The following is a 26,332-nucleotide window of genomic DNA, read 5'->3' on the forward strand; positions in this document are numbered from 1 at the left end:
TTATTCACCTGTCTAATGTTTTCTTCTTTTCGGTGATGATCTCTCCGATCATCACATCTATTGAAATCACAAGCTCCACCAAAACCAAAACCCATAAAATTACCCCCTTTCATTCGTCAGTATATCTTATGCTCGTCTAGAAAGGATGGTGTGAGTATAGGAGTCTAGTTAAGTGTGGATTTTTTATGTAAATATGAAAGTGGCTTAATAATACCATCTTTTTTTCTCTTCATTTACCTAAATTGAATAGAAATTTTATCTTTATTTGTTAACATTACATGTTGTCATCCCGATACGTTTTTTTTCTTTATTTTTGTATAGTGTTTAGGCATATCTATTTGTTATTTTTCCAATGCTAATAATTGTTTTGAACTTACAAATGGAAAAGATAGCTACAGGATTAATCTTGTAGCAGCAGTAATCCACCTATTTTAAGTGGGATTATTTTTATATGTAAAGAAATGGCACCCTAAGGATCCTTCCTCCGAAGCCGGAATTAAACGTGTATAAAAAAATGTATTTTTATCACAATGTAAGTTAGTTCCTGTAGCATTCACTCCAGTACCAGGTACAGATTCCACCGAGTTATAAGAGCAAAATTGTTTGTATAAGGATATATTCGTAAAAACATTGAACATGCAGGCAGTGGATGTAATTCAGCGCCATTTAATTGGAATGTAAATGTTTTATTTTCTGGTTTGACAGAAGATGATTTTCGATCATTAGCATTAGTGACTTCTTCCTCAGATACTACATCTCGTTTTATTAATCCTAAAAACGATGATTTACCAAACTAAAATAAATAGGTTTTTAAAAATACAGCTTTTTATCATTTTAGCCAAAAAGACTCCTTCCTCAAGGAGCGTGAAGGGTCACAGTCCAGTGAGTAGGTGGGAGATGAATTGGCTTCGAACAAGGAATGGCAGAAAGCCATCTTAATTGTTCTACATACAGAAAGTGTTACTCCACTACCTAACGAATGTACGTTTGGTGTATAATAGTCATATAGCGAAATGGAGGTGAATCAAATGATGATGAATAAAGCCTATAAGTTTCGTATCTATCCAAATCAAGCACAAGCAACTCTAATCAATAAAACGATAGGTTGTTCTCGCTTTGTATTCAATCATTTCCTATCCTTATGGAATCACGCATACAAAGAGTCAGGAAAAGGCTTGACCTATGGTACATGCTCTGCCAAACTACCTGCCATGAAGAAAGAGTTTGTTTGGCTAAAAGAAGTGGATAGTATTGCGATTCAGTCGTCTGTTCGCAACCTTGCCGATGCCTATACACGCTTTTTCAAAAAACAAAACAGCGCCTCGCGCTTTAAATCTAAGAAAAACAACATACAATCTTATACCACAAAACAAACAAATGAAAACATTGCCGTTGTAGGGAACAAAATAAAGTTGCCGAAACTAGGCCTTGTTCGATTTGCTAAAAGCCGTGAAGTAGAGGGGCGTATTGTAAATGCTACAGTTAGACAGAACCCTTCTGGTAGATATTTTGTGTCACTATTAGTTGAAACAGAAGTACAAGAACTTCCGAAAACACATTCTTACATTGGAGTAGATGTAGGACTAAAAGATTTCGCTATTTTGTCAGATGGAACCCACTATGAAAATCCGAAGTTTTTCCGATCATTAGAAGATAAGTTGGCGAAAGCGCAGCGTGTTCTTTCTAAAAGAATGAAAGGATCTTCTCGCTGGAATAAACAACGAGTAAAGGTAGCTAGAATTCATGAATACATATCAAATGCTAGAAAAGATTACTTGGACAAAATTTCAACTGAAATCATCAAAAACCACGATGTTATCGGTATAGAGGATTTGCAAGTATCGAATATGTTAAAGAATCATAAGTTAGCAAAAGCAATTAGTGAGGTATCTTGGTCACAGTTTCGAACCATGTTGGAATATAAAGCAAAATGGTATGGCAAACAAGTCGTTGTCGTATCGAAAACATTTGCTTCCAGCCAATTATGTTCTTGTTGTGGATATCAAAATAAAGACGTTAAAAATCTAAACCTACGTGAATGGGACTGTCCTTCTTGTCGTACACACCATGATAGGGATATTAACGCAAGTATCAATCTAAAGAATGAAGCGATAAGGCTTCTAACCGCAAGGACTGCGGGGTTAGCCTAATCAATTAGAGTTCGATAGAACTCTTTACTTAGGAATCCCTCACTTCTAAACGAAGTTAAAGTGGGAGTAGTTCAATAAGAACAATCATGCTGCGAATTAGTCATTGCTCAATTCTTTGAATTAGGCTTTTCTCCTTGTCCAACAGAATTAAACGAAACATTTGATACTCTTCATAAAAAAATGTACTAGGTCTTACTGTAGGATCTTTCAAGTACAAGTATAAAACAAAAAAACATTGTCTTTTTTATTATTATAAAACATATATAATGATGAAATGGTCGCGTATGAAAACATATTTTTTAGGAGTTTCATAAGTGGGGGTGAAGGTGTTGGTTAAGCCATGGGTTGGTAAGGGGATATGGAACATAGTTTATAAAGAGGAAATACTAAATGATCAAGATGATTCACGCGAAATAAGAGAAAATAAGAAAAATGAAAAATCAGAGAAAAAAGCGAAAGCAATACAAGCAGAGAACAAAAGCAAAGAACCAAATTCAAAAAAAGAAACTAAGGCATTTAAATTTGAGAAAGAATCAAAGAAAAAAAGTATAGATTCAGGATTGAAAATAGAGACTTCAGTACGTTCAATAAAAGTTAAAATTCCATTTTCTATTATTTCGGATGTTACTAGTTTTATAAAACCGCCCAATATTAATGTGAAAAATCAAGAAGTATTTGTATTCCGTAATGAAAAAGATGCAAGAAGGCGTGAATTGGATTCTAAGTTATTAACTACAACGCAATATTATCATGGAGAAATTAATTGTAATTTAGTTTCTTCCAAACTTCATGAAAAGAGAGTGCTTTTAGAACTTTCTAATCAAAAAGCAAAAAGGAATATGAAAGAGAGTAGGGTAGGAACATCTTCGTGGATTCCTATCCACGGTATATTATTAGAGAGGGAAGTTGAAGCGGATGTAAATAATTTAATAGCTGCGAAACTACCAATAGAGATAGGGAGGTATAAAGGTGAAATTAGTTTAATAGAAAAGGTAGTTTTTAAAGAGAAAATTATAGAAATAAAAGAGATAGCACAGGAAATTATTTTGACAAAAAAAGAATTCTTATTGCCAAAAATAATAAAGAAAGGACGAAATCCATTTATAGTTGAAAAAGGAAGCTTATGTGTAGAAGGTTATATATTTCAATGTATTGAATTTATATCAGAAGAAAGTAAAACTCATGATAAGCTTTATCAGTTAATGCAAAATATTGTATTAGAATTAACTATCCAATTACTACAAGAACAGGACGTTTGTGTGCGGATTACATAAATAATCATATCTCCATCAATCAGCTGAAATTTTTTTCAGGATTATGTAACAGAGAGAAACAAAAAAGGTGCTAGCAAGTTTGCAATTAAGTTAGGAAAAATGTATTAGAAGTTAAGTAATAACGATGACTCGTTTTAATTAGAAGACCTAACAATGGGATAGATTAATATTTTTATGGCTTTACAGTACTGTAAGTTTTTATGGAATGAATAAGTAAGTCTGTTTAGAAATAAAGAAAAGACACTCATATAAGAGTGTCTTTTCTAATAGTTTTTTAGCAGAAACAAGCAGCTCCAACTATGATTAATAAAATAAATAATACAACCAATAAAGCAAATCCACCAGCAAATCCGCCGCCACAACTACCACCGTAACTCATAAATTTTCCTCCTTATGGTAAGAGGGTAAAACAAGGGGTCACTGTACTTTATGCTTTTATAAAGTAATTGAGCAGGTCCTTTTAAAAAAAGAAAAGCCTTATGGTGCCTTCAAAAATTTGATTTACTGTATTTGCTAGTTGGAAGGAGATGGGATCCTAGATACTGCAAAACCTGTGCCGTTACTTGCTAAAAATTGACCAGCTAAATTAGATGTAGCAGCCGTTAAGCATTTCCCTTACTGTATCAGTGTAGACCCTTTCCATGTTCGTCTGTCCTTTCTGAATTAAATTTGTTAGAGAAATATGTATGCTGAAACTGGATGGGCCAGTCTATTTTTGAAGTGATACAATAGAAAACTGTCTCACACTGGATACCTGACAAATAAGTTTGAATTAGAACACAAAATCTAAAAGGGCGATTGGGTTACAGATTGGTCTGATGACATTGCAGAAACTGATGTATTACAGGGAGTAGTAGCTGCAGGGATATCTGTATTTAACGCTAATCCAACTGCTTTTTTATACTGGATAAATGAATTAGTAAATCGTACTATTTCATCTCGGCCGTAAACTGATGTTGTGCATCAGTTTACGGCCGAGATGAAGAGAGTACCTAATGAAATAGCTGCAGATGTTATTAGACAAGCAATTCAAGGGGAAAGTCCATTAGAGACCTTTAAAAGAGTTGATACATTTGATTTTAAAGCAGGGCAATAAGATATTCTGGTAGAAATATGGCTTGTGGAAATACAATATCTACTACTTAGGGAATGAAGCTTTATATTGCACTTAAAGTGCGCTAAATTTATAAACATGAAGATAAACAAAGGGGAGAATAATTTCTAACAGTGGAAGCAATGAATGTACTTGTTCCTATAAACAATATAGAGAAGTGATGTTTATATAACTCAAGGAAGATGGGGCTTAAATTGAGTAGCATCTTCTTTTCTATTTAAACTCCACATGAAATTTATTGTCAATGATTCCAAAAACAACTTTACAAGGGAGAGGATTTTTTTCTACTGAAGCAGCACGCTTACAAGAAAATACCCAATATTCCAGTTCTAAAGGTAAGCGGAATACTTGAATATTACCATCCATGTTTTTTACTGTTGAGATCGGTGTATTTGCCCTGGTTGTAGCAAAACCGTCCGTTTTTATCATTGCTACTGCATCATTAGTATGAAAACTGGTGCTTAAAACTTCGTATCTCTTTTCATCTTCCTCATTGATAATTATAGGAATACTTAAATAAGGATAGTTATTTACATCATTTCATCTCTATAATATATAGTTTCAATGAACATTAAAATAATATGTGGAAGTTTAAAAATATAATTAAGAATAGGTTTCAAATGGGTTGGTTACATTATTAATTGTGGAGGTGAGAAAAATGAACAAAAAACAACAAGGTTATAACAAGGAAACTTCTGGTGCTAGCATTCAAAGTACAAATGCTAGCTATGGTACAGAGTTTGCAACTGAAACGAATGTACAAGCAGTAAAACAAGCAAATGCACAATCTGAAGCAAAGAAAGCACAAGCTTCTGGTGCTCAAAGTGCAAATACTAGCTATGGTACAGAGTTTGCAACTGAAACAGATGTGCATTCTGTGCAAAAACAAAATGCACAATCAGCTGCAAAAAAATCACAATCTTCTAGCTCTAATCAATAATGAAGGGAAAACACTTCTCTATCTTAAGAGAAGTGTTTTCTCAGCCTGTAAAGAAAATTTTCTCTACAGCCTATTTTTATGTCTGAACAAATACATAATGTATCATTAGCAACTTTAGATGATGAGTTTGACACAGTTTTAAAAACTGAAGAATTCTTTTAGAGAAACTGAAATGGTGCCTTTAACTGGTTCACATCCTTCAGCAAACATTTCATATGAACTTGAGTGTCTTTTCTCCGTCATTACCAATGATAGTTTTAACTTCACTGTAGCTCCTGTTGTTTTGAATTTGGTCGAATTCAAAACAGCAGGAGCTAACTCCAGGTTTATTTTTGAGAGCTTCTTCTTTTTTGTCTCTTCTTTAGCAGCCGTTGCTTGTTTTTCTTGTTTTGGATCAGTAGAACCTTTTTCTTTCTTGTTGTCCACTCCACCTAATGCCGCTGCACTGGCACCAAGTACGATTAAACCGATAAATCCTAAATACTAAAAATTTTAAATTTTACCTATTATATAGTTCCTTTAATGATAAAATGTAAGATTTTAGAAACTGTCATAATGAAAATGGTTACAACTATTTTATCGAATGAAAATAAAAAAGAGAGATTCCGCTTATGTAAAGATCATTTATCTAGTATGGAACATTTAATAATTATGATAAGTACAAGCATTGTAAGGAGGTGTGTACATGAATGAAAAAAATGAGTTTTTGAGTGGATCAGCGTTTGATCCGAATTTACTTGGTCCGACATTGCCACCTATTCCTCCATTTACTTTACCCACTGGAGCGACAGGACCTACAGGTCCGACTGGGATCACAGGATTCACTGGCCCAACGGGAGCGACAGGACCTATAGGCCCGACTGGGATTACAGGATTCACTGGCCTGACTGGAGCGACAGGACCTACAGGCCCAACTGGGATTACAGGATTCACTGGCCCAACGGGAGCGACAGGACCTACAGGTATAACAGGGGAAACTGGAATTGGTATAACTGGTCCTACAGGACCTACTGGTGTAACAGGCGGAAATATTATAGCTTATGGAGCCTTGTATGATAGATCTACTATACTTCGTACAGCGAATGTAGGCCAAAAAGTAGTTTTCCAGGATCTTGGTCCATCTTTAGGAACGAATCTTGATTTATTAAATAATAGTATTCAAGTATTGAATGATGGAATATATGAAATTAGTATGAATTTAACAGCAAGGCTCTTTAATCGCGATTTAACGCCTGTAGATACTATCTTAAGATTCAGGTTATATATTAATGACCTTACACCTGTTCAAGAAAGTGAATTTGAAGGCACAACATCTATAAGTGCAGATGTCCCTGTATCCGTTACGAATGCATATACCATTGGAAAAACAATAATAATTAGATTAAATGCAAATGATTCATTAAGTATTATAATTGATTTTGCACAAGGTGAAATTTCTACTTATGGAAATTCGTCTATAGTCGTAACAAGAATTGCAGATTAATATCGGGTGTTAGAGAAATAATTTTAATAAGAAGATGAATAGTAAAAAAGAGGACCGTCGAGTTCTCTTTTTTATATATTGTAAGACTATGGAGGGAATGTTTATTGAGGCAAGCCTGCAACGAATATGTATCGTACTAAATTTGTTCTTGCAGGATATAACGTATTTATTTCAGGTGATATTGGCAAAGCGGTGTATAGCCTTACATGTCCAGCGACATTAGAAAATATTAAAGGGTTTAATTTAGGGTGTTTTACTAAAAAGTTAACAGATTTTTGTGAAGAGGATTGGAGTATATTTAGAATTTCAGTAAAAGGTTACCATGTCGTTTAATAGGCTACTGGTTAGGACTACAAATGGCGATTGAGCAATTAGAGAAAAACAAAACTGCGGCAGAAGCAGTGACTTTATAACAAAGTAGTTATTTTAATAAAAAACGGGGAAATGAGGGGAGTGAAAGGAAAAGAACCCTTTATATAAAGGGTTCTTCTGGTGATTTAATCTATTAATTGCACTCGTGGTAATATTCATCACATGAATCGTTATTATCATTACAGCAGATACAAAACGTTTTTTGAATAAATAAACTAACTACACTAGTAGGGCCTTCCTGTTTTGTAAGAGTAAGACTTTGAAAATCTTCAACTTGAAATATTTTTGTTTGAACAGGTTGTAATATAGTAGTAATTGGTACGCTAGATCTTCTTGTTAGAATAGTTACTTGAACGGGTGCACTCATACCGACAACGAATAACTGAATTAATGTTTTATTATGATTGTTTGTTAAATCCTCAAATACAATTTGTGGAGCGGTGGTTTCAAGGAAAACAGATATAGGTATATTTCCATTTGTATTTTCTGCAGAACCAGCTATCGTATGAGTTTCAATAAAACAGTTGTTTTTTTGATCGTTCGAATGCGATTGATTTTTATAATATTTTTTACCATCTTTATAAAAGTAATCAGCCATATGAATTTAAAGCTCCCTTCTATTAGATATCTATATAGTCTATTTAATAAAGTGAAGTAGTGCTTGTACAACATAATAAAATCCGCTCTCGTAATTACTTAGAAATGTTATTTGAAAATTAAAGAGCACCATCCAGGGCGCTCTTTATACCTCATTATAACGAAAGTGACGAACTCACATTATACAGAAAGGTAGTATTAAAGTATGTAAAAGTATGAAATTGGTGAATGGGTTCAAACAAATTCTTTATTTAAGTAAAAAGAGCGCTCCTTATACCTCTTTATAATGAAAATAATGAACTCACATTATTTTGAAAGGTAGTAGTGTATGTCAAGACATGAAATCATTGTATGGATTTAAATGAAATTTTTCTTTAATAAAAAAAGAGCACACATATAAGTGTGCTCCTAGACTAAAAGGTTTGAACGTATGGACTGGAGTGCCCCATACAATAATATATGCTTGTCTGATTTAAGGGTGCAAAGTTTTTTATAAAAATGCTATTTAAATTAATGTGTAAAATACCATATGTAACCTAGAATAACTAAGCAAGTAATTCCAAGTGTAATTAATAAATATTTAAGGGTCGTGAGTACTGTTTTCATTGAATATCACCTAAGTTTTTAATTATTTTAGTATTTAGTCAGGTATTTATGTATATAAAAATTTCATTTTATATTAATTCGAAGCGCAAAAAGAGCACTTAGAAAAGTGCCCTCGTGATGAGACCTATTTTATAACGACTATTTTATAGAGAAAGGAACTCAAAATATTATATGTGAGTCCAGTTCATTGAGTGCTTTTTTACAAATAAAGAGCAGTTAGCAAAATTAACTGCTCTCCAAAAAAACGTTAAGAAGGAAGTTCAGAACTCAAGTGTATTTATAGTATGGACAATGTTTATGGATTTATTCAGGGGGGGCTGGATAATGTGTACTCATTGGGAAAACGCATTTAAAGAATTTTTTAAGAAGCAAGAGCAGCTAGCAAAAGCTAACTGATCCGATTAAAAGGTTCCGGTCTGCAAACACTGTTAAGAAAGCAGCCTATGGATAGTATGCGCAAAGTTATGATGATTATTCGAATTAATCAAGGATAGCTAACGAAAGTTAACTGTCCAGCCCTTAAAGAAAGGGAGGAATTAATGGGTATATAAAAATTCCTCCATCTATAATGTTAACGGAATATTGAGTTTTATTCATTGGTGGAGGGAAATGAAAGAAAATATCAGTAAATTAACTGGAATAACAGTTTATTTAATCTATCTTGTGACAAAGATATAGAGTATTACATGGGGTTGTACTTAAAGGAAAATTGGAAAGAACTATTCGAAGATACCAGGTATATATGTGATGCTTCTTTTGAAGGTATCCAAATGGTTGCTAAGGATAAGAAAGATAATCATTCTCACTATATAGAAGCGATGAATACGCTTAGAAGGGCAAGTAACTATATTGATCGAGAAACATTAAATGATAATAACTTAGACAAGCTTAATAGAATTAAAGAAATAATTAATTTTTAACAAAATATTCCTTTTAATATGGGTGGTATGTAACTTAAAATTACAGTTAGAGTATAAACAGAATTGGAAGAGTTATATGGGGATAGAATTTAATGAAAGTTTTATTTTAAAAGAAAGTGGTGATACAAATGTATATCTGTCCAAAATGTTTAGAATGTTTCGCTGATCAATATGAGCTTTTTGAACATTTTACATTGTGTGGAGCGGATAATGATTTTTAAGTATTTTAATAAATTTAAAGATGTAGTTGGTTTATAAAGTTGATTCAGTAAGATGTATAAAATCAATATAGAATTACGTTTAACAAATTTGTATAATTCCTAAAAATACTTTTATAAGACGTTATTATAAAATAAGAAAGTAAAGAGAAATTTGAAATTATTAACCGTAAGATGGGGAATTGAATAGGATTATATTAATTACTTAATGCTGGGGTATGTTTTAAATGGAAAACCAATTGAAAGAAATATTTGGTGCATGGGTAGCAGCAATAGGAACTATTACTTCCGCTATTGGAAGTACGCCTTTTGATTTTATAAGCAGTAATGTAAGAAAGGATTTAAATGTTTATGGAAACGTATTGCAAGCTGTTGGAAATGCTTTAGAAGCTGATGGTCAAGGAGAAGTGTCGCTTGAACAAATTGGTAATGAAATCCAATCGATTGGTAATGTTACTGTAATATCCGGATTGATTATTGAGTTTAAAGAAGAAACACAAATTAAATTAGTGATTGCTGGGAATTGGACACAGGCTTTGGGTGGACTTACAGCATTAGCAGATGAATTTGAGGATACATCCGATAAAGATGAATCCTTAAATATTATAGGAAACTTATTACAATCAATTGGGAATTCATTACAAGCAATAGGAGGTATTGAAGAATTAAAAAGTATTAGGAATGAGGATTGCTCTAATAAAGAAGGTACTGTAAATGATGTGGAGAAAGATATAGACACTCAGATAAATAACGAAACTAGTGAAAATGAAGAAGGGAAACTAATAGATATTATAGGAAGTTGGGTTCAAGCAGTTGGTTCTGTAATTTCATTAATTGGACAAATACGTGAAGAGAGTGAGGAATTGGAAGAGGGCGATGAATAGAGTAATTTAACAGAACAATTAAAACAATAATTCTTTTAAATTGAAAGCAAACAGAATATAGTCCGGCTAGAAAAATAGAGGACACCAATTCATTAAAGCGGCAAGTAAAGCTGTTTTAGGAATAGGTGTCCTTTATATTTTGAAAGGGAGATGGGGAATATCTTTTTTATATGCTTAGTAGGATATGTTGTTGGGGATTCCCTCTCATATTTCCGACACTCATAATTGATAGACCTGATGAAAGCAAGATTTAGTGAGGGTGTTGAGAAGGCACAATGAATATTTAAATACATTTACGGTTACGTTAATGAATGTTACAAATATATACTTTTATTACTCTTAATAGGAAATGAAAAATTTATGGGTAAAGCTATTGAAGTTGCACTTCACGGAATTGTTGTCCTAGACACAGGAGGTGATGAAGATAATGATGAATTAGAAATTCGTGGTACCCTTATTGCACAGGCAGGATTTTCACCAAGCAGTATTCGAGAAACACGTCAAATGTGGCATAAAAGGAATAATGATGGTGTAAGTAGCGCTCAAGGTGACAATCACGTACACCTAATTCGTAACTTCTAAACTATGGTTCTTAATGATTTTGAAGTATTAGTTATTGGAGGGCACATAACGGAGGAAGATACATTCAATGCAGATGATTACATGGGGCACAATTTCGTAACACTAACTCAGGCTGAAATTGTCAATTTCCATCCTTATGGAAAAAATCCCCCTATATTTTTTCAGAATCTACCCAGCAGGTTCGAGTTGATTATACCGTAAAAAAGATAAACCTTTAAGGTATCCGTACATTTTTTCAAAGAGAATAACATTTTCTTGCCTAACTATCATGAAAGAATAATGTATTCTTTCATACTGTGTGTTAGCCTCATGGGCAGCTAATGGGGGTGTTTGTATGACTGTTATCGCTAGCGTAAAAACTTGCCTTGCTAGTAAAAGGGGAACTCAAACAAGCTTAAGCTCTTTTTCCCTAAATTCTACAGAACGATGAAGCAAAACGCGTATTTCATGAATGTATACTAGAAATGGACAGTATCATCTCTGATTTAAAGGATAGAGTTTCAATATTAGAAAGTGAATAACATTAATATAAATGGTGTTAAGTAGATTGGAGGAAATGACTATGTCTCACCTACCCGAATGGACGCTTGTTATTCTCCGCTCTGTATTCATATTAATTGTTTTATTCGCTATCACAAAATGTTTAGGAAAAAGGCAAATTTCTCACCTTTCCTTTTTTGAGTACATAGCGGGAATGACAATTGGTAGTATCGCGGGGCAAGTATCTACAGGGCTAGACCAAAAGTTTTTCCACGGCGTTTTTGCCATACTTACTTTCGCATCGTTTCCTTTTTTTGTCGGAATTCTTTCTTTAAAAAACAAAACGGCTCGAGATTTTTTTGAAGGGAAGTCTACAGTTTTAATAAAGGATGGCAAAGTACTTGAAGATAATTTAAAGAAAGAAAAATATACAAGTGATGAGTTACTCGAACTTCTTAGAGGTAATGGTGCATTCAGTATAGCTGAAGTCGAATTTGCTGTCTTAGAACCGAGCGGAGAATTAAATGTGTTATTAAAGAAAGATTCTCAACCACTTACTGCAAAAAATCTCGGTTTAAAAGTGCCAAATGAAAAAGAACCACAAAACGTTATTATGGATGGGAATGTACTAGATGAACCTCTTTCTGCAAGTGGGCATAACCGCGCTTGGTTACATTCTGAATTAGAAAAACTTGGTGTTGTCATCGAAAATGTGTTTCTCGGTCAAATTGACTCATATGGACAACTCACTATCGATATTTACAATGACAAACTCCAAATGCATTCTCCTCAAAACAAACCTTTATTATTAGCATCTCTAAAAAAATGTCATGCTGATCTTGAGCTATTTTCTTTAGAAACAAAATCGAAAAAGGCAAGTGAAATGTATGCTAAAAATGCACAAAAAATTGAAGCTATTTTAAACAAGACAGCTTACCTTTTAAAGGAATAAAAGGGTAGGCTGTCATCTTTATATTTTAGCGAATGAAAACAATATATAGGGAGAGTACTGCATGCACATCACGCTAATATTTTGAAGTGTCACCAAAAATGAAAATTTTATTGCTTTACAGTTATTTATGAGAATTTAACTCATTTTCTGCGTTTTGGGAAACTACTAGTTTCTTAAGTTTATGGGCATGTATGGTGACCCCTAATTGCGATGTGGAAGGCTAAAAAATACTAAAAACTAATACCATTCTTTTCAATAAGTTGATAACAAACATAAATCGTAATGATTATTATTTATTGCGAATTTCGAAAAGATGTATTATACTAGGTTCGCAAACTAAAACGTAATCATTACGTTTTGTGTCAAAACGATATTTTCTTCATAGAATTGGAGGAAATAAACTTGTAAAAAAGAAAAGAGGAGAATTTCATGCAAAAAAAATTAACTATGTTTTCATTTCTACTTATTTTTACTTTAATTTTTGCTGGATGTTCTAATAAAAAAGAAGGTGCAGTAAAAAAAGATGAGAAACTTTCTGTTTATACAACTATTTTCCCACTTGCTGATTTCGCAAAAAAAATCGGTGGTGACTATATAACTGTTAAAGCAATATATCCACCTGGTGCAGATTCTCATACATTTGAACCAAGCCAAAAACAAACAGTGAAAATTGCGAAAGCCGATTTATTCATTTATAACGGTGCAGAATTAGAACCGTTTGCTGAAAAAATGGAAAAAACATTACAAAAAGAAAATATTAAAATTGTAAATGCATCAAAAGGCATCGAACTGCGCGCAGCAACCGAAGATGAACATCATGATCATGGAGATGGACATAAAGAAGATGAACATCATCACGATAAAGACCCACACGTGTGGTTAGACCCTATACTATCGATGAAACAAGCTGAAAAAATCAAAAATGCTCTTGTAGAAATACAGCCTAATTATAAACAAGAATTCGAAAAGAATTTTGCAGCACTTCAAACTAAATTTACAGATTTAGATGATCAATTCAAAGCTGCTGTAGCAAATGCAAAAACGAAAGAAATTTTAGTTTCTCATGCAGCCTATGGTTACTGGGAACAACGCTATGGTTTAAAACAAATTCCTATCGCTGGGGTTTCAGCTTCTGATGAACCATCTCAAAAAGAGCTTGGTGAAATTACAAAAACAGTTAAAGAACACGGGTTAAAATACATCTTATTCGAAACGTTTTCTACTCCAAAAGTAGCATCAGTTATTCAGAAAGAAACTGGTACAAAAGTTTTACGCTTAAATCACCTTGCTACTATTTCTGAAGACGATGCGAAGAATAATAAAGATTACTTCACTTTAATGGAAGAAAATGTTAAAGTTTTAAAAGAAGCAACACAATTCTCATTAGTTGCAGAAAAACCTTCTGAAAAGCAAGAGCAAACAACTGAAAGTCATACACATAAAAATGAACACGATCACAGTCATAATCATAGTCATGCTCATGATAAAGCAACAGAAAGAATTTATGAAGGATATTTTGAAGACAATCAAGTGAAGGATCGACCACTCTCCGATTGGAAAGGAGACTGGCAATCTGTATATCCGTATTTACAAGATGGAACGCTTGATGAGGTATTTGCTCACAAAGCGAAACATAAAGGTAAAATGTCAGCCAAAGAATATAAGGAGTATTATAATGAAGGATATCAAACAGATGTGAACCGTATCGTGATTCAAGGAGATACTGTAACATTCTACAAAAACAAAGAAGAATATTCTGGCAAGTATATCTATGATGGATACAAAATTTTGACATATGATGCAGGGAATAGAGGTGTAAGATACATATTTAAACTAGCAGATAAAACAGAAGGAGTTCCTCAGTATATTCAATTCAGTGATCATGGTATTTATCCGAATAAAGCTGATCACTACCACTTGTATTGGGGTGACAACCGTGAAGCTTTATTCGATGAAGTTATACACTGGCCTACCTATTACCCATCGGATATGAATGGACATGATATTGCGCACGAGATGATGGCGCATTAAATTAGGAGTCACGATAATTACTTCTTTGAACAATATATAAAATTCAAAGATTATCAATCTAGAATTATATTTTTTATAGTAACAAATGATTTAATGAGATTAGGAGTATAAAATAACTAAATATTTAACGATAGTAAGAGCGTGTTTTAATAACAATTTTTAAAACACGCTTTTTTATATCTTTAAACCTTCGAAATGAATAAGCCTCATAGCGTGCCCCAATCCGAGATAATTGTCGTAAACGATTAGGATGTATACCTTTTGTATCAATATTTAACTTTAAGCCTTTTATATACTCTAAACGCTCAATTACTTTTAAAAAGGATTCTGGTGAAAATTGGCCAGGTATTTCTTTTAACCAAGCTAAATATGTTTTTGAAGAATTAGGCATAAAGTGAAGTAGACTGCTTATTTTTTCTTTTTGTAAAAGAGATAAAGGAGATGTTAGCGTTTTAAATATAATTTCTTCAGCTCTTTTACGTGTTTCCCATATTGCTCTTTCCATTACTGCCATTGAAGGAAGTATAACTTGCCAAGTGCGTAATTCTTGCAATGCTGTCTCAATGAGATATGTAGTATTCCCATTATTTAATGCATGAGATTGAAGAAATTTAGATAATCTTCGATAATCTGTAGTTGTAAAATTGCGCAAACTATATTCCTTTCGAATTTCTTCTACATGTTCATAACTTGTAGCTTCCCGCTGGGCATATAGCCCCCAGTCTTCTGTACTTGCACCAATTTGTCTCGCTACAAATTCTAAAACTTCGTTAGGAATGTGCTCAATATCTGATAAAGTCCAACCTAAATATCGTAAAACACTTAATTGCATAGCAAAACCTAGTCGATTATAATCCCTCCGATGACGATTAATGATTTGTTTATCGTGCTGACTGAAGGTAAAGTATGTACTTAAAGTCCATTCACTAATATCAGAGGGGATTTGCATATAACGCTTTCGTTCTTCTGCTGTAAGAAGTTCTCGTACTCTCACATACATAAGAATGCCTCCCCTTGCTATTTTTCATAAAACTATGCTCTTTTACTTTTGTTAGAATTTTAATTTTATTATCTCATAACCTTCGTGAGGTAGGAATAATGGACAGGATTCTAAATCGTGATAAGCTTGTCTATTTTATTTAGCTAATTGCCTCTTTATTGTTTTGATTGTTGTTATATGAAAAAACAATAAGGAAAGAGTTTATATAATTTTTGGGAAATGTATTTATTATCATATAATTAGCCATTTTATAAAAGAAGACACAAATGAAGGGAAAAGTGTTAGTTATGAAATCTAAACCATTAAAATCGGATGATTGTTCTACAATTGATTACGGGGATTTTCAATCACCTATTAAAATTCAACCTGATTGTGCTGTAGAAATGCAAGATCGAGGTGAAATAATACTTAATTATGATCGTACATTCATCTCCATAGAAGACGAAGGGGATACAATTAAAGTTCATAATGATGAAAGTGGTTTTGCTATTATTAACGGAAGAAATTTTCAATTAAAAGAATTTCATTTTCATGTAGGGAACAAAGAGGAAGAGCAACATGAAAGTGAACATGTTATAGAAGGTCATTGTTATAAAATGGAGCTTCATTTAGTACACACAAGTCAAGTAGGCAGAATAGCTGTGTTAAGTGTTTTTTTCAAAATTGGACGTGAAAACTCTGCGATCCAAACAATACTGAATAATTTAGATAAAAAAAACGTAGTAACAACTACAATAGATATTGATATTAAAGAATTACTACCACATGAGACCATATACTATCACTATCTAGGTTCATTAACCACAAGTGGATGTATTGAAAATGTAGAATGGTATGTATTTGAAACATCAATAGAGATTTCTCAAGAGCAGTATAATATATTTAAGACACATTATTCTGGTAATGTAAGGGAAATCCAGAATCTGAATGGAAGAAAAATACTCAAAAAGAAAATCAAGTTATTCCCCAAATAAGCATTTCAATAGTTATCCATAATAAACAAGAATTATATGCACTATGAATATTTATATAAATTTATGCCGTTCGAACTTGATTCTAATCGGCTAAATCTCCACCAAATGTATTTGTTGCACTAACATCACTAAATGTAGTTATGAATGGAGCCAAATCGATATAAATATAATTAAAACGAAAATAATCAGTAGATATTTTAGAGGTTCCATAACATACTCCTTTTAGACATTAGTATATGTGAAAGAGTGATAAAGCATCCATTTAGGTGCTTTATATTATGGAGAAAGATATAGTGGTATTAATGAACTCTCTTTATTCAGGAAAAATAAGTGAAATTATTAAGTATTGGGTTGAGAAAAAAAGAATACGTGGGTGATTATTAATACGCCGCAGATTCCTTTTCTTTAATACATTTAAAATGCAAGTTTTTATTTATTATTGAGCTTCTATAAATTTAAAAATACTTACCTTTAATCTCTTAACACTAATATCTCTTCTAAGTTCTATAAAATTCCGGATTTTCTTTTCATTAAACGATAAATAATATATGTAATGAAGACAAGACTTATTCATAGCATATTACATCGTTTGGTACACTAAGTAATTAAATATAGAAGTTTAATCTCAAACGAGGTAGTGGGTACTACCTCGTTTTTATTTTAAGTGTAAAAAGAGAGGATGTGTCAACTTTTTGAATAGAAGTAAATTTTTCGAAAAATAAAAACTATAACGTTTTACTATACGGTTTTCTGTATGCTATTATTTAGCTAATTTAAGTGAAGGGGTGACGGATCATTGGGAACCGATATCGAATCGGAGAGGTGGCAGAGCTGGCTCAGGTTTCGAAAAGAACCATTGATTATTATACGAATTTAGGCTTATTAGAAGCAAAACGTTCCAATAAAAATTATCGTTACTACGATGAATCGGCAGTGGATCGTTTGAAATTCATTGAAAAATGCAAACAATTAAATATGAAACTTAGTGAGATTATAAAAGTATTAGATAATCAACAAAATCAAACAGTATTAAACCATAAACTTGCAGGACAAGTGAATGATGTGTCGGGACATCTTCAACAATTAGAACATGAACTAATGCATTTGAAGCCTTTACTGGATAATCTGACAGAAGAGCAAAAGAAACTTTATATGAAGGGACTATCCGGTCAAGCAACGACACTGATTCAAACGCTTGTTTTATTTTTAAGTTAAAGGAAATTTTAATAAGTGGTCTGAAGTAAATGCTTCTTCAGGACTCAGTGGTGCTGAGGTAGCACGAAAAATTTTAGATAATAATGGACTGTATCATGTACCAATTGAAGTTGTCCCAGGAAGACTTTCAGATCATTATGATCCCACAGTTCGGGTGGTACGACTATCAGAGGATGTATACTATGGAAACTCTATTGCCTCTGTATCAGCTGCGGCACATGAAGTAGGGCATGCCATTCAACATGATCAAGCGTATGGTTTCTTAAGCCTTCGGCATAAAATGTTTCCTGTTGCAAATATTACACCATTTTTATTACTCGGTGGATCCTTTAGTTTCTAAGAAACTAAAGGTATTAGTTGGAAATATTGAATCTAGTGTTGGTAGCAGTTTTAATTGGTTTTACAGGCTTTTTCGTAGCAGCCGAATTTGCGATTGTAAAAATTAGAAGTTTGAAAGTTGATCAATTTGTATTAGAAGGTAAAAAGGGTGCCTTAGCAGCTAAAAAAGTAACATCAAATTTAGATGAATACTTGTCAGCGTGTCAATTAGGGATTACAGTGACGGCGATGGGATTAGGTTGGTTAGGTAAACCAACGATTGAGAGATTGTTACATCCTTTATTTGAAAGATGGGATATTAACTCTTCTCTCACAGGCATTTTATCTCTAGCAATTGCATTTACTTTAATGACTTATCTACATGTTGTAGTAGGTGAATTGGCACCCAAAACATTCGCGATTCAAAAAGCTGAAAAAGTGACATTATTACTCTCTACCCCACTTATTTGGTTCTATAAAATTATGTATCCATTCATTCGATTATTGAATGGATCAGCAAGAATGTTAACTCAATTATTTGGTTTAAAACCAGTATCTGAACATGAAGTTGCACACTCAGAAGAAGAGTTGCGCCTCATACTTTCAGAAAGTTATGAGCGTGGTGAAATTAACCAAGCAGAGTATAAATATGTAAATAATATTTTTGAATTTGATAATCGTATTGCAAAAGAAATTATGGTACCCCGTACAGAAATTATTGGTTTACACGTAGAATTAATACAATACAAAGTGAAAAATATACGCGTTATCCTGTATTTGGAGAAGATAAAGACGAGATTATCGGTATGGTGAATGTAAAAGACTTCTTTATTCGTTATATAAACAAGAGTACAGAATCATTTGATACAATTCGTCCGTACACACGTCCAGTTATTCAAGTAATTGAGACAATTCCAATTCATGATTTAATGTTAGAAATGCAGAAGAAACGTATTCCATTAGCTGTATTATATGATGAATATGGTGGAACTGCAGGTATTGTTACAATTGAGGATATTCTTGAAGAAATTGTTGGGGAAATTAGAGATGAGTATGATGAAGATGAACATGCTCCGATCCAACATGTGAGTGAAACTCATAAGATTGTAGATGGAAAAGTATTAATAAGCGAATTAAATGACTTACTAGATTTACATTTAGACGATAAAGATGTAGACACCATTGGTGGTTGGGTCATGATGCAGAATTATCATATGCAAGAAGGACAGTCTGTTGATTCCGAAGGATGTGAATTTAAAATTATTTCGAAAGACTCACATTATATAAAACGAATAGAAATTCAAAAAGCTAAAGAGCATGAACAAGAAGATGAAAGTAAGTAAACGGTAACAGAGTAGTTACCGTTTGGATTCTCTAATGAATAAAATAAATACATTATAAGAAAAAAGGGAGAGACAAAATGTTTAAAAAGATTTTGGCTAAATTCGGTAAAGGTGCAGCAACAGTAGATTTGCGTTTTAAAAACCCATCTTATTCTGCGGGAGAAACACTGCATGGAGAAGCTTGGATTGAAGGCGGTCAAGTTGAACAAAAAATGAATAGCCTTACAGCGGACTTCATGATGAGTGTTGTCACAAAACAAGGATCTGTTACACGTAAGGTAGCAACTATTCCATTGAACGGATCCTATAACATTCTTCCAGAGGAGTCCAAGGTAATCTCATTTTCTTATGATATCCCAAGAGATCTTCCTGTATCTAGAGGGGGCGTTTCTTACTATTTCGATACGCACTTAGGCATTGAAGGTGGCGTAGATCGAAAAGACTTTGATCGTCTTGTTATTGAAGCACCGGAAGACGTACAAAATGTTTTTTATGCATTGAATCGATTAGGGTTCCAAGAAAAATCTACATCGGGTAAATTAGATACATGGGGCCAAGAGTTTTCCTTTTTCCCAAGAGAATTATTTGTAAACGAAGTTGATGAAATAGAGGTTCGTTTTGCTTATGAAGAGTCAGGGATTCGCATTTGGATGGAAGTAGATTGCAGAACCAGACATGGGGAAATGGAAGCAAGACGTGAGTTTTTCATTGAACAAGATGTATTGAAAGAAAGTAGACAAATAGCTAATATTTTAAAAGATTATATAAATGAAATGGTAAATGACCCGCATGCTTATGCACAACCATTCTCATATCAAACACAACAAAACTATGATCATGCTCATCAGGGTAGTAACGGAGGTAGTCCAATTGCGGGTATGATTGGTGGTCTAGCTGTCGGCATATTAGGTGGCATGTTATTGAATGAACTAATGGATGGATTAGGTGCAGATGAAATGGTAGAAGAAGCAACCGAAGAATTAGGATTGAATGAGGAAGAATCATTTCTAGGTGGTTTCTTTGGAGATAGTGATGAAGAGTAAGATTATCTCTATAAAATATTAATATTTTTATTAACCCCTGACTTATGTATAAAGTCAGGGGTATTTTTGTTTCGTATAGAACAATGATATTCTTATATTTTTCGATAGTTCAAAATACTATACTCGCACGATTAGTTAAGCCAAGGTACATTCTTTTTATGTGAATTTTAAATTGAAGATTTGATATAATTTAAAGTTCATAGGTTTATACAGAATCGTTCTTAAATAATAAGCCTTGTGCGCAATATTGAATAATATCTCTTCTTTTAACAATACCTATAAAAATCCCATCGTCATCTATAACAGGAACAAAATTTTGTTCCATAGCTCTTGATAAAAGGTCTTCAATTTCCGCATTGATGGAAACTGGTTCATTTGTACGGTGTAAAGAAACTTCACTCAGAATAACTTGTTGAGTGTTATTAAAACTTAATGATGAAGTATTTTTGAGTTTCCATAATAAATCTCCTTCTGTAAGTGTACCTGCATATTCTCCCTCATTATTGACCAAGGGGATAGCTGTATATCGGTGGTATTCCAACTTTTCTAAAGCCTGGCGCATTGTTGAATTTATATTTATATAAACCAATTCACTTTTGGGTGTTAGAAAAAATGCAATGTTCATGCTATTGAATCTCCTTTTTATCGTTTTCCGACAGAAGACTCCTTCCTCAAAAATGTGAAGGTGTGAAACACCAATTTTAGGTGGGAGATGAATGTCGATTGGCATAAGCCAACATGTTTGTTATCATTTACTTGTACAGATTGCTCTTCGAAAACTGAAGATATGAGGTTGGTTGCAGAAAAACGTTGCAACCGTAAAATCTTCAACGTTCTATCGCCCCATGCTTGCCGAAGTTGCGAAAACCAAGCTAAAGTAGGGAGTGTGGTGCGTTAACGTACAAGATACTTATGTTCTCACCGTAGGGACTACGGGTAGAGCCTGCTAAGATAACCGGTGGATACACCGGTGTTCGCAGGAATCTCCCACTTCAAAAAATCCGTAAGGACGTTAAGTGGTGAGTAGTTCAAAGCTTATTTACTTATTATTCTTTATATTTTATTTGTAGATTATTTGAACGATTGGTTACTGCTTTAATGATTGAGTTCCCAACTATCAAAATCAGCATACTTTTTATATACATTCTCTATAACATTACCGTGCCAAATATTTTTATATTCAGGTCTCCCCATTTTAACGTTATACTCACTTATGTCACCATTTCTATTCTGCCACTCAGGATTTTCACAAGCATACCTGTAATTAAATATACGTGCCCTTTTTAATGTTTTAAATGTAATAGGGAAATGCTTTTCTTTACCATCTTTGCAACCAATTACTCGATATGCCTTACTTTGTTCTCCAACAGTTTTAAAATAGGGTTCTGTAAAATCTTGTATGATTTTTATATAAACCTCTCCCTTTCTAAGCGCTTTAGAAATATTATATAGCATAAAAAAGAATTTTATGGAAGTACTTTATTAAATATATAGTTTAATAATAAATAGCTAGTGTTGCTTTAAACTAAAGGATAAGCAAAAACATTGAATAGCCCCTTGTTGTTCTACAAGGGGTTAAATCTTTTTTTATAAATAGAGGTGTGACTTTATACATCTCCTTAAAGCTCAAATACGTGGATCCTGCCAGAAATTTAAAGGGAAGTGATTGCTTTCATGATATGCCTCAAATTCATACCCTTTTTCCTTTAACCCTTTTATGATGGCTGGTACGGCTGCAACTGCTTGAGGGTGAATATCATGCATTAATATAACTTCTTGGGACTTCTTTGCATTAGTAAGTACATTTTGAGCAATATTTATGGAAGCCGACTCTATAGGTACGTTATTATACTTCCAATCTAGGGAGTCAATTGTCCAATCCCATACTTTAAATCTACCATCTACTACCTTATTACGAAGTTCTTCATTTAATCCAGGCATAGAACCATAAGGAGGTCGGGTTAATTGTGGTTTTTCTCTAATAATGTTCGCTATTAAATTTTGATTTGTTGTCATTTCATTAACATAGTCACCATTTGTATATAATTTTTTGAAATCATGAGTCATGCTATGCATACCCACATAATGACCTTCTGTTTTTTCTCGTTTTACTAAATCAGGATATGCCTTTACATTCTTACCAGTTAAGAAAAAAGTTGCTTTTACATCCTGTTGTTTTAGTATATCCAAAAGCTCAGCTGTATATTTTCCTGGTCCATCATCAAATGTAAGATATGCAATTTTACGTATTTGACCGTTAAATTGGTTAGGTACTGGTTTGTTTATCTCTACGTTATGCTGCTCGCTTACAAACTGAATTGAGTTCTCTTGGTTTGTTACCCCTCTTGCAGGTGATGCAATTGATTGAATCACAAAATAAGTAATGACTACTAGAGCTACCGTTAGAATTGATATTACGAATTTTTTGGCCTGAAACCTTATTTTCACTCTCTATATTCCTTCCTCTACCAATTAGCAATAATTTGTTTAAATACAATTATACCAAATTACATCTGGTACCAAACAAATAGTATAATTTACCTTGTTTTCGAGTATTTCACTAATTAATAAGAAATGTATTTTTCTTAACCGTTTAAACAGGTATACCTATATACATGATAGTTCATATGTAAAAAGTAAGTTTACATCTTTTTATAATTTATTAAATACGTCAATACATATCCAATTAAAAACCCATTGAAATCAGCATATATGTATGATATCAATGGGTTTTTATGAGTTTAATATTTCGTATTTTTTGTAAAATTAATTGTTAGAAATACGTCTAAAATGACAAAAGTGAAAATTTTATCTCTAATTGATTTTAAATAAAATTCAAGTTTCTAATCTACTTACATTAAATCATTCTTTTATTTTTTGTATAGACAGGGTGTACCTAATGGTAGCATTAAATATTTAATGAAATTACATTAGCGATAGGATAATGCTTGTCTCCCTAATGCTTCCCACGATTGAATGAAAATCTCTTGGTTTACTTTGTGTGCTTTTTTCACAGTTAATGGGTCATTGATATAAATGTATTTGTCCTCCAAACCTACAATAACAACAGCATGTAAATCCAAAGGCGCTGTAATTTTTTTGTCATCATGTTTCCAAGACTCCCATCTATCTGGAAGGCGATAATCTCCTGTAGTCCATACTACTACAGGTTTACCGAGCTTAATTTGAGTTAACACAGTATTAAAGGTTTTTCCTGTTAAGTTTACTGTGCGATTTGGTAGATAACGTTCCATCAATTCTTGTAACGGTTGAACGTGGACAGCGTACCCCTTATTTTTTCCAGTTATATCTCCGACAAAACCTTCTTTAGGATCTCCCCATTGAATGATGTCTCCACTTTTATTTGTAGACAGTGGCGTAGGATCTTTTTTTATCTCGTTAGCTAAATCCATTTTATTAACTTTAATGCCTGCATGCTGTAATACCATCGCTAAGCTTGTAACTTCGCATCCATATTTTAATTCTGGCTTTTGTGATATAAGCGGCACATCTAAAATTATTTTTTTAGTGGCTGGAGTGGGGGCTGATTGCAAAGATTTACTTTTGGGCATAGAATGTGTGGTATTTTGAATCAATTTGTTATCTTCTTGTTTAACTTGTAATTTATTCTTTTTAAGCGAGGGTGTTTTTTCTGAACATCCCGCTAAAATTAAAACTAAGGCATACAAAGTTAGAAATCTTTTCATAGCATTCACCTTTTTAATAGTAATTACTTAATACCGTAATATTCCATTATCTAATATTTTTTAGAGGTATAGAACGTTTCATAAGCTTCATTTTATGTGGCAAAGTCCAATTACCTACGTGTGGTAAAAAGGAAGCCCACGCGCACCAATTAATAATTTGTGACTTTAAGTTACAGTTATAGTATAAGCGAGTTGAGGAGAGCTATGCTGGAATAAAAAGTATTAAAAGCTTTATTCTCAAAATTACTAATGAACCAAGGATATATCTGTCTAAAATGTTTCGTTAATCTAAATTCGATTTTCTAAATGTTTTAAATTTTTAAAATAGAGAAATGGATATTGAATGCTTTAAAAAAATAGGAAGAGAGTATATTTCTTTCTTTTTATACAAATTATTAAGGATAAAATACTTATGAAATCAGTAGGTATTATTAAAAGATTATAATTTGTTGAGGTGATTCAATATATGCCAAAGTTAGATGTAGAGGGATGTAGTCTTTACTACATAGTAAAAGGAGAAGGGACTCCTATCATTTTTATTCACCCGCCTACACTTACCTGTGAAAATTTTGAATATCAGATAAAAGAATTATCTAGAAATTTTAAAGTAATCGGTTTTGATGTTAGAGGGCATGGGAACAGTCAGAGTTCAAGTCAGCCAATTACATATTCACTAATTGCTAAAGATATGAAGAGTTTACTGGATTATTTGAATATAAAAAAGTCTTTTGTATGTGGGTATTCAACAGGAAGCTCAGTTGCCTTGGAATTTTTATTAACATACCCCGAAAATAGTTTAGGAGGAATTCTTATAGGTGGAATGTCAGAAGTTCGTCGAGGGTATTTGAAAAATAAGATTTCTCTTGGAGTCCAATTAGCGAAAGCAAGAGCAATTTCATTTTTAGCATTTGCTATTTCATGGGGGAATTCTAATACAAAAAAATTATTTAAAAGAATGTTTCGAGAAGCTCGGAAAGGTAATGCAAAAAATATCGAACAATATTATCGTTATAGTTTGCAATATAATTGTACAAATCGCCTTAAAGACATTCATCTACCTATGTTATTAGTTTATGGACAAAATGACAAAACTTTTTATAGTCATGCAAATTTACTGCATGAAGAATTACCATGTAATGAATTAAGATTTATTAAGGGTGCAAAACATCAAATACCAACAAAAGCGGCTACAGATTTAAATCAAATGATTGAGCAGTTTGTTTGTACTCATTCTAAGGTGCCTAAAGAAGTTCATAAATCATAAAGTATTATCTGAGATCTAAAAGGGATTTAAAATTAATATTTTCAAAAAGGATAACGGGATGAGATTTTTTTCTAAATTTAAAAATTATAATTAACAGTAGATTAATTATAAATGAAATCATGGAAACAGGGGATTTTAGGGAATAAAAGATAGAAAAGCAATTAATATACCTAATGGACAATGAAGATATGAGTTAAAAGAAGATAAATAAAAAATTAACAAGTGGAGATGTCGAAAAACTAATTGGAGTCACCATATGCAAAAAAGAGAATTGTACGTATTAAAAGAGATTAGCCGATTTCCTGTAATATAAGGAACCGGCTATCTGCTTTTTTATGGGGGTGTTGTGTTTTAATAGTGACAGTTATTAACAGTTATTAGTTTGAATTAATTTGTTTCTTTTGTGTGTTAGGTGTAATTTCATCAGCAAATTCCATATTTACCAAGTTTACTTTGGATGGAATAAATGTTCTTGTTTTAATTTAACGAATTTCCCGAAAGAATTCTCCTTCCTCAAGCGTGTGAAAGGCGTAGCCAAAAGGTTTTCCTTTTTATTTTGCCTCTGATATAATCAGTCTAATAAATTATAAAGGCTGGTATATAAGTGAAATTAGATAGTAATAACCATTCAGTATTCTTGTTGTATTATCACCTTGTGTTGGTCGTGAAATACAGAAGAAATGTGTTTGATGATGATATGTCAGACTATGCAAAAGATATGTTTGTCAGGTTATCCGAGAATTACAACATCACATTAGTTGAATGGAATCATGATGTAGACCATGTTCATATTTTGTTCAAGGCACACCCTAATACAGAAATGACAAAATTCATCAATGCTTATAAAAGTGCAAGTTCTCGACTT

General features: G+C 32.7%; 20 protein-coding genes and 10 pseudogenes. 21 read left to right on the forward strand and 9 right to left on the reverse strand.

Features of this window, described 5'->3' with window-relative positions:
• Window positions 1-510: 510 nt before the first annotated feature.
• The 3 genes and pseudogenes from ACTFO4_RS29330 to ACTFO4_RS29340 all read left to right on the forward strand — a co-directional run.
• Window positions 511-791, forward strand: a pseudogene (locus ACTFO4_RS29330) (DUF7852 domain-containing protein); the annotation flags it as partial.
• A 240-nt stretch (window positions 792-1,031) separates the two neighbouring features.
• Window positions 1,032-2,150, forward strand: a complete 1,119-nt coding sequence (gene tnpB / locus ACTFO4_RS29335) for an IS200/IS605 family element RNA-guided endonuclease TnpB (RefSeq protein WP_440014600.1) — start codon at window positions 1,032-1,034, stop codon at window positions 2,148-2,150.
• A gap of 329 nt (window positions 2,151-2,479) precedes the next feature.
• Window positions 2,480-3,424: a BC_2427 family protein gene (locus ACTFO4_RS29340; RefSeq protein WP_409532413.1), complete on the forward strand. Its 945-nt coding sequence runs from the start codon at window positions 2,480-2,482 to the stop codon at window positions 3,422-3,424.
• 274 nt (window positions 3,425-3,698) lie between these two features.
• Here ACTFO4_RS29340 and ACTFO4_RS29345 read toward each other — a convergent pair whose 3' ends face one another.
• On the reverse strand, window positions 3,699-3,803 hold the full coding sequence (locus tag ACTFO4_RS29345; protein ID WP_098282266.1) for a YjcZ family sporulation protein: 105 nt from the start codon (window positions 3,801-3,803) through the stop codon (window positions 3,699-3,701).
• 363 nt (window positions 3,804-4,166) lie between these two features.
• Here ACTFO4_RS29345 and ACTFO4_RS29350 point away from each other — a divergent pair.
• A pseudogene (locus ACTFO4_RS29350) lies at window positions 4,167-4,570 on the forward strand (hypothetical protein); the annotation flags it as partial.
• Between the two features lie 181 nt (window positions 4,571-4,751).
• Here the strand turns inward: ACTFO4_RS29350 and ACTFO4_RS29355 are convergent.
• Window positions 4,752-5,078: pseudogene (locus tag ACTFO4_RS29355) on the reverse strand (hypothetical protein); the annotation flags it as partial.
• A 118-nt stretch (window positions 5,079-5,196) separates the two neighbouring features.
• Between ACTFO4_RS29355 and ACTFO4_RS29360 the strand changes: the two are divergent.
• Window positions 5,197-5,478, forward strand: coding sequence for a gamma-type small acid-soluble spore protein (locus ACTFO4_RS29360; protein ID WP_098282267.1), 282 nt, complete (start codon window positions 5,197-5,199; stop codon window positions 5,476-5,478).
• 138 nt (window positions 5,479-5,616) lie between these two features.
• Here the strand turns inward: ACTFO4_RS29360 and ACTFO4_RS29365 are convergent, their stop codons facing one another.
• Complete coding sequence (locus tag ACTFO4_RS29365; RefSeq protein ID WP_440014597.1) at window positions 5,617-5,904, reverse strand: hypothetical protein; 288 nt, start codon at window positions 5,902-5,904, stop codon at window positions 5,617-5,619.
• Window positions 5,905-6,163: 259 nt separating this feature from the next.
• Here ACTFO4_RS29365 and ACTFO4_RS29370 point away from each other — a divergent pair, with 259 nt between their 5' ends.
• Window positions 6,164-6,961 carry an exosporium leader peptide-containing protein gene (locus ACTFO4_RS29370; RefSeq protein WP_440014596.1) on the forward strand — a complete coding sequence of 266 codons (798 nt, stop codon included), beginning with the start codon at window positions 6,164-6,166 and terminating at the stop codon, window positions 6,959-6,961.
• 108 nt (window positions 6,962-7,069) lie between these two features.
• Window positions 7,070-7,374: pseudogene (locus ACTFO4_RS29375) on the forward strand (hypothetical protein); the annotation flags it as partial.
• 92 nt (window positions 7,375-7,466) lie between these two features.
• Here the strand turns inward: ACTFO4_RS29375 and ACTFO4_RS29380 are convergent.
• The gene (locus ACTFO4_RS29380; RefSeq protein WP_098852894.1) at window positions 7,467-7,931 is read right to left on the reverse strand and encodes an exosporium protein D; all 465 of its coding nucleotides are present in this window, start codon (window positions 7,929-7,931) and stop codon (window positions 7,467-7,469) included.
• A 1,258-nt stretch (window positions 7,932-9,189) separates the two neighbouring features.
• Between ACTFO4_RS29380 and ACTFO4_RS29385 the strand changes: the two are divergent.
• From ACTFO4_RS29385 to ACTFO4_RS29415, 7 genes and pseudogenes are all read left to right on the forward strand, one after another.
• Window positions 9,190-9,456: pseudogene (locus ACTFO4_RS29385) on the forward strand (hypothetical protein); the annotation flags it as partial.
• A gap of 445 nt (window positions 9,457-9,901) precedes the next feature.
• Complete coding sequence (locus tag ACTFO4_RS29390) at window positions 9,902-10,558, forward strand: DUF6944 family repetitive protein (RefSeq protein ID WP_440014595.1); 657 nt, start codon at window positions 9,902-9,904, stop codon at window positions 10,556-10,558.
• Window positions 10,559-10,918: 360 nt separating this feature from the next.
• Window positions 10,919-11,140, forward strand: a complete 222-nt coding sequence (locus ACTFO4_RS29395) for a hypothetical protein (protein ID WP_098853024.1) — start codon at window positions 10,919-10,921, stop codon at window positions 11,138-11,140.
• Between the two features lie 334 nt (window positions 11,141-11,474).
• A pseudogene (locus ACTFO4_RS29400) lies at window positions 11,475-11,661 on the forward strand (DUF1657 domain-containing protein).
• A 41-nt stretch (window positions 11,662-11,702) separates the two neighbouring features.
• Window positions 11,703-12,572, forward strand: a complete 870-nt coding sequence (locus ACTFO4_RS29405; protein WP_098853025.1) for a DUF421 domain-containing protein — start codon at window positions 11,703-11,705, stop codon at window positions 12,570-12,572.
• A gap of 447 nt (window positions 12,573-13,019) precedes the next feature.
• Window positions 13,020-13,931 (forward strand): annotated as a pseudogene (locus tag ACTFO4_RS29410) (metal ABC transporter substrate-binding protein); the annotation flags it as partial.
• Complete coding sequence (locus tag ACTFO4_RS29415; protein ID WP_440014599.1) at window positions 13,911-14,603, forward strand: ZinT family metal-binding protein; 693 nt, start codon at window positions 13,911-13,913, stop codon at window positions 14,601-14,603. The pseudogene ACTFO4_RS29410 and the gene ACTFO4_RS29415, both read left to right, overlap by 21 nt.
• Window positions 14,604-14,757: 154 nt before the next feature.
• Here the strand turns inward: ACTFO4_RS29415 and ACTFO4_RS29420 are convergent.
• Window positions 14,758-15,603 (reverse strand): annotated as a pseudogene (locus tag ACTFO4_RS29420) (DUF4158 domain-containing protein); the annotation flags it as partial.
• A 287-nt stretch (window positions 15,604-15,890) separates the two neighbouring features.
• Here ACTFO4_RS29420 and ACTFO4_RS29425 point away from each other — a divergent pair.
• The 5 genes and pseudogenes from ACTFO4_RS29425 to ACTFO4_RS29445 all read left to right on the forward strand — a co-directional run bounded on the left by ACTFO4_RS29425 (window position 15,891) and on the right by ACTFO4_RS29445 (window position 20,496).
• The gene (locus tag ACTFO4_RS29425; RefSeq protein ID WP_440014594.1) at window positions 15,891-16,577 is read left to right on the forward strand and encodes a carbonic anhydrase family protein; all 687 of its coding nucleotides are present in this window, start codon (window positions 15,891-15,893) and stop codon (window positions 16,575-16,577) included.
• A 795-nt stretch (window positions 16,578-17,372) separates the two neighbouring features.
• Entirely contained in the window at window positions 17,373-17,792 is a 420-nt protein-coding gene (locus ACTFO4_RS29430; protein WP_440014598.1) for a MerR family transcriptional regulator, read from the forward strand.
• A pseudogene (locus ACTFO4_RS29435) lies at window positions 17,788-18,117 on the forward strand (zinc metallopeptidase); the annotation flags it as partial. The gene ACTFO4_RS29430 and the pseudogene ACTFO4_RS29435, both read left to right, overlap by 5 nt.
• Before the next feature lie 32 nt (window positions 18,118-18,149).
• Window positions 18,150-19,453 (forward strand): annotated as a pseudogene (locus ACTFO4_RS29440) (hemolysin family protein).
• 77 nt (window positions 19,454-19,530) lie between these two features.
• The gene (locus ACTFO4_RS29445) at window positions 19,531-20,496 is read left to right on the forward strand and encodes a sporulation protein (RefSeq protein WP_440014593.1); all 966 of its coding nucleotides are present in this window, start codon (window positions 19,531-19,533) and stop codon (window positions 20,494-20,496) included.
• Between the two features lie 205 nt (window positions 20,497-20,701).
• Here the strand turns inward: ACTFO4_RS29445 and ACTFO4_RS29450 are convergent, their stop codons facing one another.
• The 4 genes from ACTFO4_RS29450 to ACTFO4_RS29465 form a co-directional block, all read right to left on the reverse strand.
• A complete protein-coding gene (locus tag ACTFO4_RS29450) occupies window positions 20,702-21,121 on the reverse strand; it encodes a CBS domain-containing protein (protein ID WP_440014592.1) in 420 nt (139 codons plus the stop codon).
• A 470-nt stretch (window positions 21,122-21,591) separates the two neighbouring features.
• A complete protein-coding gene (locus ACTFO4_RS29455) occupies window positions 21,592-21,951 on the reverse strand; it encodes a hypothetical protein (protein WP_440014591.1) in 360 nt (119 codons plus the stop codon).
• Between the two features lie 171 nt (window positions 21,952-22,122).
• On the reverse strand, window positions 22,123-22,944 hold the full coding sequence (locus tag ACTFO4_RS29460) for a peptidoglycan-N-acetylglucosamine deacetylase (protein WP_098281852.1): 822 nt from the start codon (window positions 22,942-22,944) through the stop codon (window positions 22,123-22,125).
• A 482-nt stretch (window positions 22,945-23,426) separates the two neighbouring features.
• On the reverse strand, window positions 23,427-24,203 hold the full coding sequence (locus ACTFO4_RS29465; RefSeq protein WP_440014590.1) for a C39 family peptidase: 777 nt from the start codon (window positions 24,201-24,203) through the stop codon (window positions 23,427-23,429).
• 466 nt (window positions 24,204-24,669) lie between these two features.
• Between ACTFO4_RS29465 and ACTFO4_RS29470 the strand changes: the two genes are divergently transcribed.
• Window positions 24,670-25,467, forward strand: a complete 798-nt coding sequence (locus tag ACTFO4_RS29470; RefSeq protein ID WP_336975097.1) for an alpha/beta fold hydrolase — start codon at window positions 24,670-24,672, stop codon at window positions 25,465-25,467.
• A gap of 604 nt (window positions 25,468-26,071) precedes the next feature.
• Window positions 26,072-26,332: IS200/IS605-like element ISBth16 family transposase (gene tnpA, locus ACTFO4_RS29475; protein WP_150190352.1), on the forward strand; the 261-nt coding region annotated here is incomplete at its 3' end.

The organism is Bacillus cereus group sp. MYBKT14-1, assembly GCF_051915185.1.
GTDB lineage: Bacteria > Bacillota > Bacilli > Bacillales > Bacillaceae_G > Bacillus_A > Bacillus_A cereus.

What these genes read in the sequence shown, in the direction of transcription:
- tnpB (WP_440014600.1), top strand. Translation starts at nt 1,032, where the DNA reads ATGATGAATAAAGCCTATAAGTTTCGTATCTATCCAAATCAAGCACAA.
- ACTFO4_RS29345 (WP_098282266.1), bottom strand. Translation starts at nt 3,803, where the DNA reads ATGAGTTACGGTGGTAGTTGTGGCGGCGGATTTGCTGGTGGATTTGCT.
- ACTFO4_RS29360 (WP_098282267.1), top strand. Translation starts at nt 5,197, where the DNA reads ATGAACAAAAAACAACAAGGTTATAACAAGGAAACTTCTGGTGCTAGC.
- ACTFO4_RS29370 (WP_440014596.1), top strand. Translation starts at nt 6,164, where the DNA reads ATGAATGAAAAAAATGAGTTTTTGAGTGGATCAGCGTTTGATCCGAAT.
- ACTFO4_RS29380 (WP_098852894.1), bottom strand. Translation starts at nt 7,931, where the DNA reads ATGGCTGATTACTTTTATAAAGATGGTAAAAAATATTATAAAAATCAA.
- ACTFO4_RS29390 (WP_440014595.1), top strand. Translation starts at nt 9,902, where the DNA reads ATGGAAAACCAATTGAAAGAAATATTTGGTGCATGGGTAGCAGCAATA.
- ACTFO4_RS29395 (WP_098853024.1), top strand. Translation starts at nt 10,919, where the DNA reads ATGGGTAAAGCTATTGAAGTTGCACTTCACGGAATTGTTGTCCTAGAC.
- ACTFO4_RS29405 (WP_098853025.1), top strand. Translation starts at nt 11,703, where the DNA reads ATGTCTCACCTACCCGAATGGACGCTTGTTATTCTCCGCTCTGTATTC.
- ACTFO4_RS29415 (WP_440014599.1), top strand. Translation starts at nt 13,911, where the DNA reads ATGGAAGAAAATGTTAAAGTTTTAAAAGAAGCAACACAATTCTCATTA.
- ACTFO4_RS29425 (WP_440014594.1), top strand. Translation starts at nt 15,891, where the DNA reads ATGAAATCTAAACCATTAAAATCGGATGATTGTTCTACAATTGATTAC.
- ACTFO4_RS29445 (WP_440014593.1), top strand. Translation starts at nt 19,531, where the DNA reads ATGTTTAAAAAGATTTTGGCTAAATTCGGTAAAGGTGCAGCAACAGTA.
- ACTFO4_RS29450 (WP_440014592.1), bottom strand. Translation starts at nt 21,121, where the DNA reads ATGAACATTGCATTTTTTCTAACACCCAAAAGTGAATTGGTTTATATA.
- ACTFO4_RS29455 (WP_440014591.1), bottom strand. Translation starts at nt 21,951, where the DNA reads ATGCTATATAATATTTCTAAAGCGCTTAGAAAGGGAGAGGTTTATATA.
- ACTFO4_RS29465 (WP_440014590.1), bottom strand. Translation starts at nt 24,203, where the DNA reads ATGAAAAGATTTCTAACTTTGTATGCCTTAGTTTTAATTTTAGCGGGA.
- ACTFO4_RS29470 (WP_336975097.1), top strand. Translation starts at nt 24,670, where the DNA reads ATGCCAAAGTTAGATGTAGAGGGATGTAGTCTTTACTACATAGTAAAA.